This is a genomic window from Pseudomonas sp. LAP_36 (genome assembly GCF_019456785.1).
Classification (GTDB): Bacteria; Pseudomonadota; Gammaproteobacteria; order Pseudomonadales; family Pseudomonadaceae; genus Aquipseudomonas; species Aquipseudomonas tritici.
The window spans coordinates 266161-286549 of sequence record NZ_JAHZMS010000004.1 but is presented as its reverse complement, the minus strand read 5'-3'; the positions used below and the strand labels follow the sequence as shown (position 1 = coordinate 286549).

16 protein-coding genes and 2 pseudogenes are annotated in these 20389 nt (G+C 60.0%); 8 read left to right on the top strand and 10 right to left on the bottom strand.

Going from position 1 to position 20389, the window contains the following annotated elements; translation table 11 throughout:
• Positions 1-12 precede the first annotated feature (12 nt).
• Positions 13-402: a hypothetical protein gene (locus JBO08_RS16055; RefSeq protein WP_017134854.1), complete on the bottom strand. Its 390-nt coding sequence runs from the start codon at positions 400-402 to the stop codon at positions 13-15.
• A gap of 156 nt (positions 403-558) precedes the next feature.
• On the opposite strand from JBO08_RS16055, the gene JBO08_RS16050 reads away from it, so the two are divergent.
• Positions 559-834 (top strand): hypothetical protein, encoded by a 276-nt coding sequence (locus JBO08_RS16050; RefSeq protein ID WP_065873814.1) that lies wholly within the window; start codon positions 559-561, stop codon positions 832-834.
• A gap of 106 nt (positions 835-940) precedes the next feature.
• On the opposite strand, the gene JBO08_RS16045 is transcribed toward JBO08_RS16050, so the two are convergent.
• Complete coding sequence (locus tag JBO08_RS16045) at positions 941-2287, bottom strand: DEAD/DEAH box helicase (protein ID WP_065873815.1); 1347 nt, start codon at positions 2285-2287, stop codon at positions 941-943.
• A gap of 193 nt (positions 2288-2480) precedes the next feature.
• On the opposite strand from JBO08_RS16045, the gene JBO08_RS16040 reads away from it, so the two are divergent.
• Positions 2481-3779 (top strand): mechanosensitive ion channel family protein, encoded by a 1299-nt coding sequence (locus tag JBO08_RS16040; RefSeq protein ID WP_220074782.1) that lies wholly within the window; start codon positions 2481-2483, stop codon positions 3777-3779.
• Positions 3780-3902: 123 nt separating this feature from the next.
• On the opposite strand, the gene JBO08_RS16035 is transcribed toward JBO08_RS16040, so the two are convergent.
• From JBO08_RS16035 to JBO08_RS16025, 3 genes are all read right to left on the bottom strand, one after another.
• Entirely contained in the window at positions 3903-4769 is an 867-nt protein-coding gene (locus tag JBO08_RS16035) for a carboxylate/amino acid/amine transporter (RefSeq protein WP_220074783.1), read from the bottom strand.
• 202 nt (positions 4770-4971) lie between these two features.
• The gene (locus JBO08_RS16030) at positions 4972-5571 is read right to left on the bottom strand and encodes an FMN-dependent NADH-azoreductase (RefSeq protein WP_220074784.1); all 600 of its coding nucleotides are present in this window, start codon (positions 5569-5571) and stop codon (positions 4972-4974) included.
• A gap of 151 nt (positions 5572-5722) precedes the next feature.
• Positions 5723-6037 carry a 3-phosphoglycerate kinase gene (locus JBO08_RS16025; protein WP_220074785.1) on the bottom strand — a complete coding sequence of 105 codons (315 nt, stop codon included), beginning with the start codon at positions 6035-6037 and terminating at the stop codon, positions 5723-5725.
• Between the two features lie 49 nt (positions 6038-6086).
• Here JBO08_RS16025 and JBO08_RS16020 point away from each other — a divergent pair, with 49 nt between their 5' ends.
• From JBO08_RS16020 to JBO08_RS16000, 5 genes and pseudogenes are all read left to right on the top strand, one after another.
• Positions 6087-7010 carry a LysR family transcriptional regulator gene (locus JBO08_RS16020; RefSeq protein ID WP_065891102.1) on the top strand — a complete coding sequence of 308 codons (924 nt, stop codon included), beginning with the start codon at positions 6087-6089 and terminating at the stop codon, positions 7008-7010.
• Positions 7011-7024: 14 nt separating this feature from the next.
• Entirely contained in the window at positions 7025-7828 is an 804-nt protein-coding gene (locus tag JBO08_RS16015) for an alpha/beta fold hydrolase (RefSeq protein ID WP_220074786.1), read from the top strand.
• Between the two features lie 3 nt (positions 7829-7831).
• On the top strand, positions 7832-8395 hold the full coding sequence (locus JBO08_RS16010; RefSeq protein ID WP_065873821.1) for a peptidylprolyl isomerase: 564 nt from the start codon (positions 7832-7834) through the stop codon (positions 8393-8395).
• 83 nt (positions 8396-8478) lie between these two features.
• Positions 8479-10311, top strand: coding sequence for an ABC transporter ATP-binding protein (locus JBO08_RS16005; RefSeq protein ID WP_220074787.1), 1833 nt, complete (start codon positions 8479-8481; stop codon positions 10309-10311).
• 156 nt (positions 10312-10467) lie between these two features.
• A pseudogene (locus tag JBO08_RS16000) lies at positions 10468-10743 on the top strand (aquaporin); the annotation flags it as partial.
• A 97-nt stretch (positions 10744-10840) separates the two neighbouring features.
• On the opposite strand, the gene JBO08_RS15995 reads toward JBO08_RS16000, so the two are convergent.
• On the bottom strand, positions 10841-11968 hold the full coding sequence (locus JBO08_RS15995) for a GNAT family N-acetyltransferase (protein ID WP_220074788.1): 1128 nt from the start codon (positions 11966-11968) through the stop codon (positions 10841-10843).
• 282 nt (positions 11969-12250) lie between these two features.
• Here JBO08_RS15995 and JBO08_RS15990 point away from each other — a divergent pair.
• Positions 12251-13126 (top strand): annotated as a pseudogene (locus JBO08_RS15990) (putative porin); the annotation flags it as partial.
• 553 nt (positions 13127-13679) lie between these two features.
• On the opposite strand, the gene JBO08_RS15985 reads toward JBO08_RS15990, so the two are convergent.
• From JBO08_RS15985 to hrpA, 4 genes are all read right to left on the bottom strand, one after another.
• Positions 13680-13913 (bottom strand): anti-sigma factor, encoded by a 234-nt coding sequence (locus tag JBO08_RS15985; RefSeq protein ID WP_065881214.1) that lies wholly within the window; start codon positions 13911-13913, stop codon positions 13680-13682.
• Positions 13907-14521, bottom strand: coding sequence for an RNA polymerase sigma factor (locus tag JBO08_RS15980; RefSeq protein WP_065873825.1), 615 nt, complete (start codon positions 14519-14521; stop codon positions 13907-13909). Before JBO08_RS15980 ends, JBO08_RS15985 begins: the two co-directional genes overlap by 7 nt.
• 148 nt (positions 14522-14669) lie before the next feature.
• Entirely contained in the window at positions 14670-15791 is a 1122-nt protein-coding gene (locus JBO08_RS15975; RefSeq protein WP_065873826.1) for a beta-ketoacyl-ACP synthase III, read from the bottom strand.
• A gap of 330 nt (positions 15792-16121) precedes the next feature.
• Positions 16122-20033: an ATP-dependent RNA helicase HrpA gene (gene hrpA / locus JBO08_RS15970; protein WP_065873827.1), complete on the bottom strand. Its 3912-nt coding sequence runs from the start codon at positions 20031-20033 to the stop codon at positions 16122-16124.
• Positions 20034-20389 lie beyond the last annotated feature (356 nt).

Below are 20389 nucleotides of genomic sequence, written 5' to 3'. Positions count from 1 at the left end.
CCACAGAAGCACTCAGGCAATCTGAGCTTTTGACGCCACTTCAGCAAAGGTCGCCGGATCCAGTGCATCCGCCTGCTCATCCAACACCTGACGCGGATGATCGTTGCCCGGGATCGAACTGTCGATCAGCGCCAGCAACTGCGCGCCGAGTGCAGTCAGGATGAAGTTCTCGCCATTACCGCCCTCTTCCTCAGGGCGCGATTCAATAAAGCCACGCTTGAACAGCAGCGCCTCATAATCCGCAGCGGTCTTTTTCAGCGCATCCAGGTTGCCGGTCGATTCGCCCGCCGTCGCCTTCTCGGCTGCTTCCTGCTCGGCATACTTGCGCGGCGCGAAGCTGCCCTCGCCGTTCTGCACTTCATGCAACAGCCGTTCGATCAGATCCCAGTTGTAAGTCGTCATCCTGATTCCTCCTGCAGGCTTAAGGAAAATTAGCCCGTCTTGAGGTGTGACCCGTCACGTCAGCCGCCGTTCAGCCGAATAGACGGCGTGTCATTTCTCTGAACTTTCCAGACGTTCGCGCCCTCAACAGCACATAACCGCCAAGGAGGTCTCTCCATGAAAACCCTGAAAAACCTGGCGATCGCCGCCACGCTGCTGACTGCTCTGCCAACCTGGGCCTGCACACCAGACGAGGCCACGGCCAAGCGCGAACAACTGGCCCAGGAAGTGGCCAAACTGACCGAACAGAACCCGACCAAGGCCAAGGAGATGAACGACGAGCTGCAGAAGATGGATCTGGATACCGAAAGTGCCGAGTTTCCTGACAAGTGCCAGTTGATCGATGCTCGGCTCAAGGAACTCAAGGAAGCAGCTGCCAAAGCCAAAAGCTAAAGGCAAAAGCAGGACGCGGAGCATCCCCGAAGGCATTCCCACGCAGAGCATGGGAACGATCAAAAAAAACCGGACAAATGTCCGGTTTTTTTACATCACTCAAGCCTTACTCAGCAGCCGGTGCTTCCGGCTTGCGGCGCTTAAGTGGCGCCATGCCATCTTTGCTGACGAGCGACAGGTTGTCGGTCTTCGGCCGGTTGGCGATCTTGCGCTTGGTCGGCGACTTGGCGCCGGTTTTCTTCTTGTCGCCCTTGGCGTCGGTCTTTTTCTTCTTCACACCAACCGCCTTGCCCGACGCCTTGACCTTCTTCGGTCCGGTGTACGTGCCTTTGACTTCCTTGATGGTGCGACGCTCGAACGACTGCTTGAGGTAGCGCTCGATGCTCGACATCAGGTTCCAGTCGCCGTGGCAGATCAGCGAAATGGCCAAGCCGTCGTTGCCGGCACGCCCGGTACGCCCGATACGGTGCACGTATTCGTCGCCGCTGCGCGGCATGTCGAAGTTGATCACCAAGTCCAGGCCGTCCACGTCCAGGCCGCGCGCGGCAACGTCGGTGGCAACCAGAATCTTCACGCCGCCAGCCTTGAGGCGGTCGATGGCCAGTTTGCGGTCCTTCTGGTCTTTGTCACCGTGCAGCACGAACGCTTTGTATTCCTGGGCCACCAGGCGACCGTAGATGCGGTCGGCCGCAGCGCGGGTGTTGGTGAACACGATGGCTTTCTGATAAGTCTCGTTGGCCAGCAGCCAGTTGAGAATCTGCTCTTTGTGCACATTGTGGTCGGCGGTGACGATCTGCTGACGCGTGGTCGCGTTCAGGTCGCTGACGTTGTTGACCTGCAGGTGCTCAGGGTTGTTGAGGATCTTGGCGACCATTTCACGCAGGGTCGAACCGCCGGTGGTGGCGGAGAACAGCATGGTCTGCTGGCGGTTGACGCACTCGGCTACCAGGCGCTGCACGTCGTCGGCAAAGCCCATGTCGAGCATGCGGTCGGCTTCGTCCAATACCAGCACTTCGACTTCCTTGAGGTCAAGGTTGCCGGCGTTGAGTTGCTCGATCATGCGGCCAGGGGTGCCGATCAGGATATCCGGCACCTTGCGCAGCATGGCGGCCTGGACCTTGAAGTCTTCGCCGCCGGTGATCAGGCCGGACTTGATAAACGTGAACTGCGAGAAGCGCTCCACTTCCTTCAAGGTCTGCTGGGCCAGCTCGCGGGTCGGCAGCAAGATCAGGGTCTTGATGCTGACGCGGACTTTGGCCGGGCCAATCAAACGATGCAGAATCGGCAGGACGAAAGCGGCAGTCTTGCCACTCCCGGTTTGAGCAGTCACCCGCAGGTCACGCCCTTCGAGCGCGAGCGGGATGGCCGCTGCTTGCACCGGCGTAGGCTCGACAAATTTAAGCTCGGCCACGGCTTTGAGCAGGCGTTCGTGCAGGGCGAATTGGGAAAACACGGGTGCTACCTCGAAGAAATACAAAAAAACAGCTGCATAGGTTACCGGTTTCGGGCGTCCAAACCGAGTTTCTTTACGCGAACGGTACTAATCAGCTGCTTTTTTGTCAGGGCATTTGTCCATGACGTCAACTTTGTCGCACTTAAATGCTCTAATCGCCCCGTCTTGTCTTACAGAAGAATCGGTCTCATCCATGGATATCAAACAGCTCTGGCTCAACGTCCAAGACCTTTGGGGCACCCTCGATCAACACCCGTTGCTCCATGCCAGCCTCGGTCTGCTGGTGTTGCTGGTCGTGGCGCTGCTGCTTGGACGTGTAGCGCGTTATCTCATTCTCCACGCCGTCAAATTGCTCGGCCGGCAGCCGGCCCTGCACTGGGTCAACGATCTGCGGCATAACAAAGTCTTTCATCGCCTGGCCCAGATGACGCCGTCGCTGGTGATCCAGTTCGGCCTGTACCTGGTGCCGGACCTGAGCAAGACCGCCATTCTGTTTATCGGTAACGTGGCCCTGTCGCTCACCATTCTGTTCCTGGTACTGGCCATGAGCGCACTGCTCAGCGCCTTGCTGGACATCTACGCACGTACCGAACACGCACGCACCCGCTCGATCAAGGGCTATGTGCAGTTAGCGAAGATGGTGTTGTTCGTGTTTGGCGCGATCATTATTGTCGCCACCCTGATCGACCGTTCGCCGCTGTTGCTGCTCTCAGGCCTGGGTGCGATGTCGGCGGTGATCCTGTTGGTGTACAAGGACACCTTGCTGTCGTTCGTCGCCAGCGTACAACTGACCAGCAACGACATGTTGCGGGTCGGTGACTGGATCGAAATGCCCCAGGTCGGCGCCGACGGCGATGTGGTGGACATCACCTTGCACACAGTCAAGGTGCAGAACTTCGACAAGACCATCGTCTCCATCCCCACTTGGCGCCTGATGTCCGAGTCGTTCAAGAACTGGCGCGGCATGCAGGCCTCCGGCGGGCGCCGCATCAAGCGCTGCCTGTATATCGACGCCAGTGGCGTGCGTTTCCTGCGTGACGATGAAGAACTGCGCATGACCCAGGTGCACCTGCTCACCGACTACATCGGGCGCAAGCAGGCTGAACTCAAGGCCTGGAATGAAGCTCAGGGGAACAGCGCGCAATTGTCGGCAAACCGCCGCCGCATGACCAACCTCGGCACCTTCCGCGCTTATGCGCTGGCGTACCTGAAAAGCCACCCGGACATCCAGCCGAACATGACCTGCATGGTGCGCCAGATGCAAACCACCGCCCAGGGCGTGCCGCTGGAGATCTACTGCTTTACCCGCACCACAGCGTGGGCGGATTACGAGCGGATCCAGGGGGATATCTTTGATTACCTGCTGGCGGTATTGCCGGAGTTTGGCTTGAGCTTGTATCAGCAGCCGAGTGGCAATGATCTGCGCGCTGGGATGTTGCCGGCGGTGTTGGGGGCCAGTCATTTGCCAGCCCCGGAAAAAGTGTCGATATAAAGACGCGGTCCCTTGTGGGAGTGGCGGTGCGACGATTCGACTTGCTCGCGAAGGTGGTGAATCAGAAAAAGATGTGCTGATTGATATACCGCATTCGCGAGCAAGCCCGCTCCCACAAGGGGTTCAGCGTAACAATTGCGCCTTGCGCACACCCAACCGACTGATCCACACGGCCCCCAGAATCACCAACCCACCCAGGGCCAAGCGGCCCAGCGGTTCGTGCTGGTTCCAGATCAGCAGGTTCAGCAGCAGCCCCACCGGCACATGCAGATTGTTCATCACCGCCAGGGTGCCGCCATGGACCAGGCAGGCGCCTTTGTTCCACCAATACATCCCCAGGGCGGTGCTGACCAGTCCAAGAAATACCAGCACGCCCCATTGCAGCGGTGCTTCCGGCAGAAAGTTCGACTTGCCGAACAGCAGGAACGCCGGCAACACCACCAGCAACGCGCCCACGTAGAAGTAACCAAAGCGTCGGTAGTGCGGCAAATCACTGGGATAACGCGCGACCAAATGCTTGTACATCACCTGCCCGGCGGCGTAGGTGAAGTTGGCCAGTTGCAGCAGCAGGAAGCCCCCAAGGAAGTGCGGGGTGATCTGGTCGAAGCGGATCACCGCCGCGCCGGCCACTGCCACCAACGCGGCGATCAACGCCCACGGGTTGAAACGGCGGTTGAGGGCATCTTCGATCAGGGTCACGTGCAGCGGCGTGAGGATAGTGAACAGCAGCACCTCCGGCACCGTGAGCACGCGAAAGCTCAGGTACAGGCACACGTAGGTCACGCCAAACTGCAGCGCGCCAATCACTAGCATGCCGCGCATGAAGGCTGGCTCCACCGAACGCCAGCGCGTCAGCGGGATAAATATCAGCCCGGCCAGCAACACGCGCACCAGCACTGCAAAGTAGCTGTCGACGTGACCGGCGAGGTATTCGCCGATCAAGCTGAAGGAAAATGCCTGAATCAGAGTGACAACCAGTAAATAGCCCATGCGCGCCTCATTTCGAATGGGCGGGACATTAAAGGTTTTCGCCGATTGAAGAAACTCGGGGCAAAAAAAACCCGACCTCGCTAATGCGTCAGTCGGGCAGGAGCACTCAGGAGCAAAAAGTGCAAAGGGAGGTTCGATACGCGTACTTGAAGGGTTGCGTGGAGCTAGATAAACATCGCGGGATTATCTGGCGATTAAAAGATCAGGCGACCTGTGCCAGCAGCGCCATGGCGTGGTTAATGCCCTTTTCCTGGAAGTCCCCACTCAGGTTCACCCCTTCGGCGTGAATGAAGGTGACGTCGTGAATCCCGATGAAGGCCATGACCTGACGCAGGTAGGGTTCCTGGTGATCAGAGGTGGCGCCCGTGTGGATGCCGCCGCGAGCGGTGAGCACGATGGCGCGCTTGCCGGTCAGCAAACCCTGAGGGCCGGTGGCGGTGTATTTGAAGGTCACACCCGCACGTAACACATGGTCCAGCCAGGCTTTGAGGGTGCTGGGGATGGCAAAGTTGTACATCGGTGCAGCCATCACCAGTACGTCGGCCGCCAGCAGTTCGTTGGTCAATTCGTCGGAGCGATCCAGGGACGCCTGCTCATTGCCGTTGCGCTGATCCGCAGGTTTCATCCAGCCGCCGAGCAAGTTGGCGTCCAGGTGCGGAACCGGGTTGAGGGCTACGTCACGCACAGTGATCTGATCCGCCGGGTGAGCGGCCTGCCATTGGCTGATGAACTGCCGGGTCAGTTGGCGGGAAATCGAATCGTGCTGGCGCGCGCTGCTTTCGATGATCAGAACATTGGACATGGCTTTGTAGGCTCCATCTGTAATTGCTGTAAGTCGATAGAGTGAAGATTAAACAGAGCCAATTCGATTAAAAAGCGCAAAAAACTGCTATAACCCATCTATAAATTTGTTCATAAGCGGAGTATTGCTGTCGGCATGCTCCGCTGTCGGGTTACTTCGGCGCGCAAGCCAGGGCGATACGCATCTTGATAATGGCGCGGTTGAACTTGGCCGTGGTGTTCGTGCTTTTTCCCGCTGGCACCGTGACCGTGCGGCGACGCGGTGATTCCGGGCCGTTGGTGAAGGTTACCGAGCAGACGGCGTCATTCGTGCCGTAGTTATTGAGCTGGATCGAACTGATATCGCCGTCCACATCGGAGGCGGTGTAATCGATGCTGACGCCGTCGATCTTTTTTGTGACGTCGATGGGGTAGGCAAATGCGCTCATCGGCAGCAGCGCCAGCAACACACAACAGAATTTTCTCATTCGGCAGTCTCCAATAAGGACTGTCAGCTTAGGACAAGAGGAACCCATCTTGAAAGCGCCCCGCGTTACCCTCGATCAATGGCGTACGTTGCAAGCCGTGGTCGACCATGGCGGCTTCGCCCAGGCGGCCGAAGCGCTGCACCGTTCGCAGTCTTCGGTGAGCTACACCGTGGCCCGCATGCAAGACCAGCTCGGTGTGCCGCTGCTGCGCATTGATGGGCGCAAGGCGGTGCTCACCGACGCCGGTGAAGTGCTGTTGCGCCGCTCCCGGCAACTGGTGAAAAACGCCAGCCAGCTGGAAGACCTCGCGCACCATATGGAGCAGGGCTGGGAAGCCGAGGTCCGCCTGGTGGTGGACGCGGCCTATCCGAACGCACGCCTTGTGCGCGCGCTCTCCGCCTTCATGCCGCAGAGCCGTGGTTGCCGCGTGCGCCTGCGTGAGGAGGTGCTGTCGGGCGTTGAAGAGCTGCTGATTGAAGGCGTGGCCGACCTGGCGATTTGCGGTTTCAGCATCCCGGGCTACCTGGGCACGGAAATGAGCGATGTGGAATTTGTCGCCGTGGCCCACCCCGAGCACACCCTGCACCGCATGAATCGCGAGCTGAGTTTCCAGGACCTGGAAAGCCAGATGCAGGTGGTGATCCGCGACTCCGGTCGCCAGCAACCACGGGATGTGGGCTGGCTTGGCGCCGAACAGCGCTGGACCGTCGGCAGCCTGGCCACCGCCGCCGCCTTTGTGGGCAGCGGCCTGGGCTTTGCCTGGTTGCCTCGGCACATGATCGAACGTGAACTCAGCGAAGGCGTGCTCAAGCAGCTACCCTTGGAACAGGGCGGCAGCCGCCACCCCACGTTCTATCTGTATTCAAACAAAGACAAACCCTTGGGGCCGGCGACGCAGATCCTCGTGGAACTGCTGCGCACCTTTGACACCGCCCCCCTGGACGCGCCCTTCGCTGCCCCCTGGCAAGCCTGAAACGGAGTTCAAGCATGGCCTGGTTCGACCACGAAGGATGCAGCCTGTACTACGAGGAATACGGCCACGGCACCCCGCTGATCCTGATCCACGGCCTGGGCTCCAGCAGCCAGGATTGGGAGCTGCAGATTCCCGTGCTGGCCAAACATTACCGCCTGGTCCTGGTGGATGTGCGCGGTCATGGGCGCTCGGACAAACCGCGCGAACGCTACAGCATCCAGGGCTTCACCTTTGATCTGCTCGCGCTGATCGAACACCTGGCCCTGCCGCCCGCCCATGTGGTGGGCTTATCCATGGGCGGCATGATTGCCTTCCAACTGGCGGTGGATGAACCTGCACGGGTCAAGAGCCTGTGCATCGTCAACAGCGCGCCGGAGGTGAAGGTACGCAGCGCTGATGATTACTGGCAGTGGGCCAAGCGCTGGAGCCTGGCGCGCGTGCTTAGCCTGGCCACTATCGGCAAGGCGCTGGGCGACCGCCTATTCCCCAAACCGCACCAGGCCGACCTGCGCCGCAAGATGGCCGAACGCTGGGCAAAAAACGACAAACGTGCTTATCTCGCCAGCTTCGATGCGATTGTAGGCTGGGGTGTGCAGGAACGCCTTTCGCGGATTACCTGTCCAACCCTGGTCATCAGCGCCGACCACGACTACACCCCCGTGGCGCAGAAAGAAAACTATGTAAAACTGCTGCCCGATGCGCGACTGGTGGTGATCAGAGATTCCCGCCACGCCACGCCATTGGATCAACCCGAAGTCTTTAACGCCACGCTGCTCGATTTTCTAACGACAGTCGAAACCACTACCCAGGATCATTGACCCATGCTGAAAAAAATCGCCTTTCTTGCCGGTTCTGTTTTGTTCGCTGCCAACCTGATGGCGGCCGAACCCGCCAAGGCGCCTCACGTACTCATCACCACCACCAACGGCGACATTGAAATCGAACTGGACCCGGTCAAGGCGCCGATCAGTACCAAGAATTTCCTGGCCTATGTCGACAAGGGTTTCTACAACAACACGATTTTCCACCGTGTGATCCCGGGCTTCATGGTACAGGGCGGTGGCTTCACCCAGTCGATGTCGCAAAAGCCAACCGAAGCGCCGATCAAGAACGAAGCCAGTAATGGTCTGCATAACGTACGTGGCACCTTGTCCATGGCGCGCACCAGTGATCCGGATTCGGCCACCAGCCAGTTCTTCATCAATGTGGCCGACAACGCTTTCCTCGACCCAGGCCGTGATCGCGGTTATGCCGTATTCGCCAAAGTGGTCAAGGGCATGGACGTGGTCGACGTGATCGTCAATTCGCAGACCACCACCAAGCAAGGCATGCAGAACGTGCCTATCGATCCTGTCTACATCAAGTCGGCCAAGCGCATCGACTGAGATCTGCAGGAAGCTCCGTGCGCAGCCCACAAGGCTGCGCGCGCATTTGAACAGGAGAGCCCGCCAGGCGGGCGTCAACCCTAATGCTCTATCGTCGTTTTGAACAACTGATCGATATTTTCCGCGACGCGCCAAGCGCCGCCCCGCCCGATAAAGTCCTGCCGTTCTACCTCTACTACCTGCGCCAGGTGTGGCCATGTTTTGCCGCGCTGTTGGTGGTGGGCTTGATCGGCGCATTGATCGAAGTCGCGCTGTTCAGCTACCTGAGCCGTATCATCGACCTGGCCCAGGGCACGCCGCCCGCCAACTTCTTCCAGGTCCACAGCACCGAGCTGATCTGGATGGCCGTAGTTGCCCTGTTGCTGCGCCCGATCTTCGGCGCCCTGCATGACCTGCTGGTGCACCAGACCATCAGCCCCGGCATGACCAGCCTGATCCGCTGGCAGAACCATAGCTACGTACTCAAGCAGAGCCTGAATTTCTTCCAGAACGACTTCGCCGGGCGTATCGCCCAGCGCATCATGCAAACCGGCAACTCGCTGCGTGACTCTGCCGTGGCTGCGGTGGACGCGATCTGGCACGTGGCGATCTACGCCATCAGTTCCCTGGTGCTGTTTGCCGAGGCCGACTGGCGCCTGATGATCCCGCTGGTGAGCTGGATCATCTGCTACAGCCTGGCGCTGCGCTATTTCGTGCCACGGGTGAAGGAGCGCTCGGTGATTTCGTCCGAGGCGCGCTCCAAACTGATGGGCCGCATCGTCGATGGCTACACCAACATCACCACCTTGAAGCTGTTTGCCCATACTCAATCCGAGCAGGAATACGCCAAGGAAGCGATCATCGAGCAGACTGAAAAAACCCAGCTGGCCAGCCGCGTGGTGACCAGCATGGACGTGGTGATCACCACCATGAACGGCCTGCTGATTGTCACCACCACCGGCCTGGCGCTGTGGCTGTGGACGCAGTCGCTGATTTCCGTGGGCGCCATCGCGCTGGCCACCGGCTTGGTCATTCGCATCGTCAACATGTCCGGCTGGATCATGTGGGTGGTCAACGGCATTTTCGAAAACATCGGCATGGTGCAGGACGGCCTGAAAACCATCGCACAGCCACTGGCCGTGATCGACCGCGACAACGCCCCGCGCCTCAGCGTGCCCCGGGGCGAAGTGCGCTTCGAGCAAGTAGATTTCCACTACGGCAAGAAGAGCGGGATCATTGGCGGCCTTAACCTTGAGATCAAGGCCGGTGAAAAGATCGGCCTGATCGGCCCGTCCGGTGCGGGCAAGTCGACGCTGGTCAACCTGTTGCTGCGACTCTACGACCTGCAAGGCGGACGCATCCTGATCGACGGCCAGAACATCGCCGAGGTCGCCCAGGAAAGCCTGCGCGCACAGATTGGCATGATCACCCAGGACACCTCGTTGCTGCACCGCTCGATCCGCGACAACCTGCTGTACGGCAAGCCCGACGCCACCGACGAAGAACTCTGGGCCGCCGTGCACAAGGCCCGCGCCGATGAGTTCATCCCGCTGCTGTCGGACGCTGAAGGCCGTACCGGGCTGGATGCTCACGTGGGTGAGCGCGGCGTGAAACTCTCCGGCGGGCAGCGCCAACGTATCGCCATCGCCCGCGTGCTGCTCAAGGACGCGCCGATTCTGATCATGGACGAAGCCACGTCAGCCCTGGACTCGGAAGTGGAAGCGGCGATCCAGGAAAGCCTTGAGACCTTGATGAAAGGCAAGACGGTGATTGCGATTGCGCACCGCTTGTCGACCATTGCGCGGATGGACCGCCTGGTGGTGTTGGAGAAAGGCCTGATCGCCGAGAGTGGCAGCCATGCCGAGTTGCTGGCGCATGGTGGGTTGTATGCGCGGTTGTGGCAGCACCAGACGGGAGGCTTCGTCGGTATCGACTGAAACAACACCGCGATCCCCTGTGGGAGCTGGCTTGCCTGCGATGGCGGTCTGTCAGCCAGCCTCCCAGTAATGACGCACCGCTATCGCAGGCAAGCCAGCTCCCACACTTGATCAGCGCCAGGCAACCGAAGCCATCGGACCCTAGCGCGTTTTCATGCCCTGGTATTCGGGCTCACGGTGCTGACCATGGCGTTCGCCATCGGGCATATCAGTGGTTGTCACCTCAACCCGGCGGTATCCGTGGGGCTGGTCGTGGGCGGAAGGTTTCCGGCCAGGGAATTACCGGCGTACATCGTGGCGCAGGTTGTCGGCGGCACGGTCGCCGCGGCACTGTTGTACTTCATTGCCAGTGGTAAACCGGGGCTTGAACTGGCGTCGGGGCTGGCGTCCAACGGCTATGGCGAGCATTCGCCCGGCGGTTATTCGATGGCTGGGCAAGGAGGAGCCGGGCTGAGGCAGAGCGCTATCCTTTGTAGTGAGCGGGCTTGTCCCGCTCACTACAAATACTTACCCGTATCGGAACACGTATTCATCCAACCTGCCGATACGGCAGCGCCGTCTTCGCCTCTTCGGCATACGCCACGATCCCCACCCGCTCGCGCTCGAGGAAATCCTCCACGGCATTTTTCAATCCGGGATGACGCAGGTAATGCCACGAGCGTGTAATCACCGGCTCAAACCCGCGAATCAACTTGTGCTCGCCTTGGGCCCCCGCATCAAAGCGTTGCAGGCCGTGGGCGATGGCGTAGTCCATTCCCTGGTAGAAGCAGGTTTCGAAGTGCAGGCGGTCGAATTCCGCCAGACAGCCCCAGTAGCGGCCGTAGAAGCTGTCACCACCGATCAGACTGAAGGCCATGGCGACCGGGCGGGTACCTTGTTTGGCCAGGACTACCCGAATCGCTTCGGGCATGCGCTCGGCCAGCAGGCTGAAAAAAACGCGGGTCAGGTAAGGGGCTTGGCGGCGGACCGCGTAGGTGTTGGCGTAGCAGGCGTAGACAAAATCCCACTGTGCTTCGCTCAGTTCATGCCCTTGCAGCCATTCGAACTCGATGCCCTGCCCCGCCACTTGCTCACGTTCCTTGCGCATCTGTTTGCGCTTGCGCGAGCTCAAGGCATCAAGGAAATCCTGGAAGTCGCGGTAGCCACGGTTCTGCCAGTGAAACTGACAACCCAGGCGCTGCAACCAACCCGGCTGTTGCGCCAGTGCAGCATCGGCCAGCGCGTCAGTGAAGTTGATGTGGGCACTGGAGAGTCCCTCGATTTCGAGGTAACCCGGCAGGCTTTTCAGCAGCTCAACACCCGCCTCGGCATTCGCCGCCAACAGGCGTGGCCCGCTCACCGGGCTGAACGGCACAGCCGTCAGCAACTTGGGATAGTAATCGATGCCGGCCCGCTCACAGGCATCCGCCCAGCCATGGTCGAACACGTACTCGCCATAGGAATGCCACTTGCGATAACTGGGTAACGCTGCCACCAGCCGATCACCGTCCCAATGCAGCAAATGCTCCGGCTGCCAGCCGGATTGCGGACCCAGGCTGGCGCTGTCTTCCAGGGCACTCAGGAAGGCATGCCGCACGAAAGGCTGGGCGTCCGGCACCAGTGCATCCCAAACCTGCGGGGCGATTTCGGACAGGCTGTCCAGGCGTTGCAACGGCATGTGCATCCTCACTGATCGGGGCGTGAAAGCCTCGCGAGTATCGCTTATCGCCGGTCCCAGCACACCCCCGAATCGCGTGACAAGGCTCTAAACCAATAGTTCCGATCCTAAATAATTTGTCATCTAGATGACATCACTTAGCCACTGCGCCGTCATAAACGATCGTGATACTGACGCCTGTTTTTAGAGCCCCTGGTTCTAGCAGGTGGTTATTTTTCCGTCCGTCATCGGTCGGTTGTGTCCTGGATGGTTTGCCATCCCTCCTCACTTTCGGAGATTGATATGCGTCTTGCTTCCACTAAAACTGCGGCGGCCCTGTGCGGCGGCCTGTTACTGGCCCTGAGCGTTCCGGCCAGCGCTGCAGTCGACGCTAAATTGCTCGACATGCTCAAGGCCAACGGTCAGATCACCGCGGCGCAGTACACTGAACTGCAAAGCGAATTGGCCAAAGACCAGAAAGAACAGCAGATCGCACGGCAAGCTCAACAAGAGACCAACGAACAGATCGCCGCCACCGCGAAGAAAACCAATGAGCTGAGCAGTTTCGACCAGAAGCTGGCCTGGGCTGCCAAGACCCAGCTCAAGGGTGACGTGCGCTTCCGCCACGAAACCATCAAGATCGACGGCACCCCGAACAACGGCGGCAAGGACAAGGACCGTGAGCGCATCCGTGCTCGTCTGGGCGCCTACACCGAGATCAACTCGCAGGTCGACACCGGCATCCGTATCGCCACGGGTAGCAGTGACGACGCCCGTTCCACGAACCAGGACCTGGACGGCTACTTCAACAAGAAGTCGATCTGGCTGGACCTCGGCTACATCGACTACCACCCGGACCAGATCAAGAACCTGCACGTGATCGGCGGCAAAATGCTGCAGCCGTGGGTCAGCATGGGTGATGTGATCTGGGATAGTGATATCAACCCGGAAGGCCTGGCCCTGACTTACAAATACCCACTGGGCAGCAGCGCCGAGCTGTTCGGCAGCCTGGGTAACTACAACCTCAAGGACAACGTCAACGGCGACGGCGTGCAGTTTCGCAATGACCTGCGCATGACCGCCGGCCAGTTGGGGTCGCGCTTCACCCTGACCGACAACCTGAAACTGACGCTGGGCGGCAGTGTTTATGCGTTCCAGAACGATGAAGACAGCCGCTGCCCGACCGCTGGCTCTACCGCTTGCCTGACCCCAGCCGAAACGGTCGCCAATACCACAGCCGGTAATGCCAGCGAGTACCGCTTGTATGAAGGCTTCAGCCAAATCGATATCGGCGGCCTGGCTGTACCGTTGTCGTTCTATGGCCAGTACGTGCAAAACACCAAGGCCACGGACAAAGACCAGGACACTGCCTGGTTGCTCGGTGCCAAGTCCAAAGTGTTCGGCTTCAACCTGGACTACAACTACCGCGACGTACAGCGTTATGCCGTGGTCGGCGCCCTCACCGACTCGGACTTCGCCGGCGGTTTCACCGGTGCACGCGGTCACAAGTTCAAAGTCGGCTACGACATCGACAAGAACTTCGCTGTCGGCGCCACTTACTTCCTGACCAAAGCGGACTACGCCAGCGCCGCAGGCTACCGCGATGCCAACGCCAACACCCTGCAGTTGGACGCAGAAGCCAAGTTCTAAAGAAGCAGCTTTGAGCGGCAAGCGACAAGCTTCAAGGAGAAGCGGGTCACTTGCCGCTTTTCACTTGCAGCTTGCAGCTGCTTCACTCCCCCTTGAGCCGCTCGGCAGCCAGCCGCTGCGCCAAGGCATCCACACCTTCAACCGGCTCATCCGGCATTATCTTCAACGTGGCCTGCATCAGACGCATCTGGCGGATAAACCGTCGGCAGTTCGGGCAGAACATCAAGTGATGACGCACCAGCAGACGCTCGCGAAAGGTCAATTGCCCATCGAGATAGTCACTGGAACGTGCCACTTGTTCTTTACAGGTCAGCATTCGCCCGTTTCCTCAAAATGCTCCACCGTGGCGAAGACTTTAAGCCGCGCTCGGTGCAACAGCACACGGACATTGGAGAGCGACAGCGTCAGGAGATTACAAATCTCTTCCAGCTCCAGGCCCTGGCGTTCACGCAGCACCAGCACGCTGCTTTGCAGCTCAGACAGGCTCAGCAATGTGTGTTCCAGGCATTCACGCAGTTCATCCTCGGTCAGCAAGGCTTCCGGAGTGTCCTGGTGCCAGGCGTAGGGGGCGACGGCCCAGTGGCCATCGTCCGGGGCGAAACGGTCATCACCAATGGTGCCGTGGGGTGAAGGCAGATCATCGAGCAATACTTCGCGACGATTCTGCTTGTAGCGCCCCTTGGCCGCGTTGGCGGTGATAGTCAGCAGCCAGGTCTTGAGGCTGGAACGCCCTTCGAATTTGCCCAGGTTGCGTACCACAGACAGCCAGGCATCCTGCACGATTTCGTCGGCGTGGCGCTGGCCGACGATGGCATAGGCCACTGCACGCATGGCGCTCTGATAGGTGGCGACCAACTCCTTATAGGCCCGTTGCTCACCCTTGAGCAGACGTTCAAGCAGGTGCGCGTCGTCCGCTGCTGCCATTGATTAACCTCGATTTCACTGTCGAAATCCGATCCCCTGTAGGAGCTGGCTTGCCTGCGATGGCATCACTGCGGTGTAACTGATACACCAAGGTGTCTGTATCGCAGGCAAGCCAGCCTCCCACAGTTGACCGTGATCGACCGGTAGATCAGCGTTTACGCAGGATCACGCTGCCAATCGAATAGCCCGCGCCAAACGAACTGAGCACGGCCACGGAACCCTTGGGCAAATCATCTTGATAGGTGTGAAACGCAATCACCGAACCTGCCGAACTGGTATTGGCGTAGGTGTCGAGGATCACCGGCGCTTCTTCCACCGTGGCTTCGCGGCCGAGCAGTTTCTTCACGATCAGGTGGTTCATGCTCAAGTTGGCCTGATGCAGCCAAAAGCGCTTCACATCGGCCACGTTCAGCTGGTTTTCCGCCAGGTGCACGCCGATCAGCTCGGCCACCATCGGGCAGACATCGCGGAAAACCTTGCGGCCTTCCTGCACGAACAGCTTGTCAGGCGCGCCGACGCCCTCTTCCGCGGCGCGGTTGAGAAAGCCGAAGTTGTTGCGGATGTTATTGGAGAACTTGGTCAGCAGCTTGGTGCTCACCACGTCAAACTGATGCTCGGAGGTGGCCAGGTCGGCGCGCTCGAGGATCACAGCCGTGGCCGCGTCACCAAAGATGAAGTGGCTGTCACGGTCGCGGAAGTTCAGGTGGCCGGTGCAGACTTCCGGGTTGACCATCAGGATCGCCCGCGCCTGGCCCAGCTGGATGCTGTTGGCGGCGTTCTGGATGCCGAAGGTGGCCGAGGAACACGCCACGTTCATGTCAAAACCAAAACCCTCGATGCCCAGGGCTTCCTGGACCTCAATGGCGATGGCCGGGTAGGCGCGCTGCAGGTTCGAACAGGCGACTATGACACCGTCGATGTCAGCGGCGGTCTTGCCGGCGCGTTGCAGGGCTTGTTCGGCAGCACCGATGGCCATCTGGCAGAGCACCGACCACTCGTCGTTGCTGCGCTCAGGCAGGCGCGGGGCCATGCGCTGCGGGTCGAGGATGCCGTCTTTGTCCATCACGAAGCGGCTCTTGATGCCCGAGGCTTTTTCGATGAAGGCTGCGCTGGATTCAGTCAAGGCTTGCACGTCACCGCGCTCGATGGCGGCGGCGTTAGCGCTGTTGAACTGTTGCACGTAAGCATTGAAAGACTGCACCAGCTCTTCGTTGGAGATGCTGTTGGCCGGGGTGTACAGGCCAGTGCCGCTGATGACGACGTTATGCACGGTCGTTCCTCTAAATCTGTCAGGCAGAAGATATTGGTACCGTCGTACCAAACTGTAAGTAGTCCGATTCCGCACCGCGGACACCAAACTGGCATCGCTTTATTCCATCGCGTCGCGACGCTTCACGACGATCCCGGCATTTATAACGGCGAAGTTTGCCACAAACCCTGGGATTTGGCGCCATCTCGCAGATATGTCCATTTTAATGTGGGAGCGGGCTTGCTCGCGAAGGCGGTGTGTCAGTCACAGATGTATCAACTGAAACACCGCCTTCGCGAGCAAGCCCGCTCCCACACTGGACCTGCGTCGTCCTTGAAACCGGGAACGATCTCAGGCCTCCACCAAGCTCCACTGTTTACTCAGGCGCTTGTCGGAAATCGGCACTTTGGTGCCCAATTGCTGGCCAAACAACGACACCCGATACTCCTCCAACCACCAGCGATACAGCTCCAACTGGGGATCGCGCTTGCCTTCCTGGGCGTGCTTTTTCAGGCGGTTTTCGTAGTGCGTCCACAAGCCTCCCAGCTCGCCGCTCCATACCCGATCCTTTTGTACTTGGCTGGGCAGTTTCTCCAGGCGCAGCTCGATAGCCTTGAGGTAACGCGGTAGTTCCTTGAACCACTGCGCCGGGGTTTCCCGCACGAAACCGGGGTACACCAGGCTGCTCAACTGCTGCTTGATGTCATTTAGGGCCACGGCCTGGGCCAGGTCGATCTTGCCTTTGAAGCGCTTCTGCAAGCCATGCCAGAGTTTCAGCACCTCGAGGGTCAAGCGCGCCAGGCGTTCGGCGTGTTCAGTCCAGCTGCCACGCTTGCGCTCAGCCAAGGCAGCCAAACCGGCACCGTCACGCGGCAGGCTGGCTTCGCCTTCAAGTACGCAGGTGTCGAGGCTGGCCAGCAGAATGTCTTCCACCAGCGCGTCGATACGCCCCAATTCGCGGTACATCAGCCCCAGTTCGGTCAGGCCAGGCAACTTGCCGCGCAGGAACTTGGCCGGTTCCGCCAGTTGCTGCATCAGCAGACGCTGCAATGCGCGGCGATGCTGGAATTCAGCCTCGGCCGCCGTCGAGAAGCGCCCCTCCTTGACCGTGCCGTTTTCTTCCACCAGCGCCGGATACACCGTCATCGACAGCCCGGCAATCTTCTGTTGAGTTTTTTCCGCCACCGCCGCAAACACCTTGGCCTCCACCGGCTGCTGGCTTTTCGCGGTTTGCGGCACGGCCAACGCTGCCTGGCTGGCCTCGGCAAAGCGCGCCGTCAGTTCAGCCAGGTCGCGGCCTTCGCCGAGGAACTTGCCCTGGCCGTCGACCACTTCAAGGTTCATCTTCAGGTGGTTTTCCACCTGCTGTGACGCTTCGGCCCAGGCTTCATCGCTGACCCGCGCGCCGGTCATGCGCAGCAGCTCGCGGCCCAACGCCTGAGGCAACGAGCCCTGGCCGAATTCGATGCGTTGCAAAGCGGCCTTGACGAAGTCCGGCACTGGCACAAAGTTTTTGCGCAGCGCCTTGGGCAGGTTGCGCACCAGGGCGATGCACTTGGCCTCGATCACCCCCGGCACCAGCCATTCCAGACGCTCCGGCGGCAAGGCCGGCAACAGCGGTGCCGGCACGCGCAGGGTCACGCCGTCGCGCGGGTGATTGGGTTCGAAGTGGTAACTCAACGCCAGTTCCAGGTCGCCCAAGTGCAGGGTGTCCGGATAATGCGCGGCGGTGACTTCACTGGCCTCGCGGGCCAGCACGTCTTCTTCGCGCATGATCAGCAGTTGCGGGTCTTTCTGGCTGTTGACCTTGTACCAGCTGTCGAAGGTCGCGGTCTGGTGGATTTCTGCGGGCAGGCGCGCATCGTAGAAAGCGTAAAGCGTTTCTTCATCGGCCAGGATGTCACGGCGGCGCGCCTTGGCTTCCAACTCGTCGAGCTGTTCCAGCAATTGCTGATTGGCCGTCAGGCACTTGGCCCGCGATTGAATCTCGCCACGCACCAGGCCTTCGCGGATAAACAGCTCGCGCGACACCACTGGGTCGATCGGCCCGTAATGCACCGGGCGCCGCCCGACCACAATCAGCCCGAACAACGTGATCTGCTCAAAGGCCACGACTTGCCCGCGCTTCTTCTCCCAATGGGGCTCAAAGTGGTTTTTCTTGATCAAGTGCCCGGCCAGCGGCTCGATCCAGTCGGCATCGATCTTGGCGACCATGCGCGCATACAGCTTGGTGGTTTCCACCAGTTCGGCGGTCATCAGCCATTGCGGGCGCTTCTTGCCGATGCCCGACGACGGGTGAATCCAGAAGCGTCGCTGGCGTGCGCCGAGGTAATCGCCGTCTTCGGTTTTCTGGCCGATCTGGCTGAGCAAGCCGGACAACACCGCCTTGTGCAGCTTTGGAAAGTCCGCCGGCTCTTTGTTGAGGGTCAACTGCATATCGCGGCAGATCAGGCTCAACTGCCGGTGGGAATCGCGCCACTCGCGCAGGCGCAGGTAGTTGAGGAAGTTCTTGCGACACCAGTTGCGCAGCGGGCTGGCGGTCAATTCCTGGCGCTGTTCTTCAAAGCCGCGCCACAAATTGACCAAACCAGCGAAGTCCGAGTCCGGATCTTTCCACTGCGCATGGGCCTGGTCGGCGGCTTGCTGACGTTCGGGCGGACGCTCGCGCGGGTCCTGGATCGACATGGCACTGGCGACGATCAGCACTTCCTGCAAGCTGCCGAGTTTGGCCGCTTCCAGCAGCATGCGGCCCATGCGCGGGTCCACCGGCAGGCGCGCCAGTTGGCGACCCAACGGCGTGAGCTGGCTGTTACGGTCGACCGCCGAGAGCTCTTGCAGCAGGTTGAAACCGTCGCTGATGGCCTTGCCGTCCGGCGGCTCGATAAACGGGAAATCGGTGATTTCGCCGAGGCGCAGGTGCAGCATCTGCAAGATCACGGCAGCGAGGTTGGTGCGCAGGATTTCCGGGTCGGTAAATTCCGGGCGGCCGATAAAGTCTTCTTCGCTGAACAAGCGAATGCAGATCCCCGGCTCGACCCGGCCACAGCGGCCTTTACGCTGGTTGGCGCTGGCCTGGGAAATCGCCTCGATCGGCAGGCGCTGCACCTTGGCGCGATAGCTGTAGCGGCTGATACGCGCGGTGCCGCTGTCGATCACATAACGGATGCCCGGCACAGTCAGCGAGGTTTCCGCAACGTTGGTCGCCAACACCACGCGCCGGCCCGGATGGGACTGGAAGATGCGCTGCTGTTCGGCCGGTGAGAGGCGCGCGTACAGCGGCAGGATTTCGGTGTGCTTGAGCTGGGCTTTGCGCAACATGTCGGCGGCGTCGCGAATCTCGCGCTCACCCGGTAGAAACACCAGCACGTCGCCGGGGCTACGCCGTTCGCTGCGCTCATAAGCGGCGATCTCATCGAGGGTGGCGAGGATCGCCTGGTCAACCGTCAAGTCGTCTTCGACGCGGTTGCCCTCCTCGTCCTGCTCCAGGGTCAACGGGCGATACCACGTGTCCACCGGGAAGGTGCGGCCCGACACCTCGACAATTGGTGCACCGTCAAAGTGTTTGGAAAAACGCTCCAGATCGATGGTCGCCGAGGTGATGATCACCTTCAGGTCCGGGCGACGCGGCAGCAGGGTTTTCAGGTAGCCCAGCAGGAAGTCGATGTTGAGGCTGCGCTCGTGGGCTTCGTCGACGATGATCGTGTCGTAGCGTTCCAGATAGCGGTCGTTCTGGGTTTCCGCCAGCAGGATGCCGTCGGTCATCAGCTTGATCAGGGTGTTCGAATCGCTCTGGTCTTCGAACCGAACTTGATAGCCGACCAGCGCGCCCAGCGGCGTAGCCAGTTCTTCGGCCACCCGGCTGGCAACGCTGCGCGCAGCGATCCGGCGTGGCTGGGTGTGGCCGATCAGGCCGAACTGGCCCCGACCGATTTCGAGGCAGATTTTCGGCAGCTGGGTGGTCTTACCCGAACCGGTCTCACCGGCAATGATCAGCACCTGATGCTTGTTCAACGCCGCCTTGATTTCATCGCGCTTGGCGGCAATCGGCAGGCTGTCGTCGTAGCGAATCACTGGCAGGCTGGCACGCCGCGCCGTGACCTGGGCGCAGGACGCCTGCATCCGCGCAACCCACTGCGCCAGCTTTTCCTCGTCGGGTTTCTTGCGCAGCTCAAGCAACTGCCGCCGCAAGCGGTTGCGGTCGGCAAGCATGGCGTGATCGAGGGTTTTGAGCAGTTGGTCGATAGTCGGCGCTTGGTCAGTCATCAGGGCGGCAAGGGTCTTTTGGGTAAGGCAGGCGAGACCTGCACAGCATTAATCGATTGAGTGGGAGGGATTGTCGCAGATTTCGACCGACCGGGAGACGTTCCATCACGTGGCGATGGTCTTTAGTGCTAGCCCAATAGCGACTTTTACTACACAGCTGTGGAGGCTCTTCTCACTGTTAAAAAGCGAAAGTCCGATTTAATGGATGAGATATGCAGGCTTCAATAAGTCTCCAGATACACCTCGCAAATTAGACCGCTCAACCCTGAAAACGGAGCTTTATATGCCAATCGATTCCGTCACGTCGCGCTTGCCAAGCTATGAAAAATCCATGCGAGCAAAACCGCGTTCGGCAG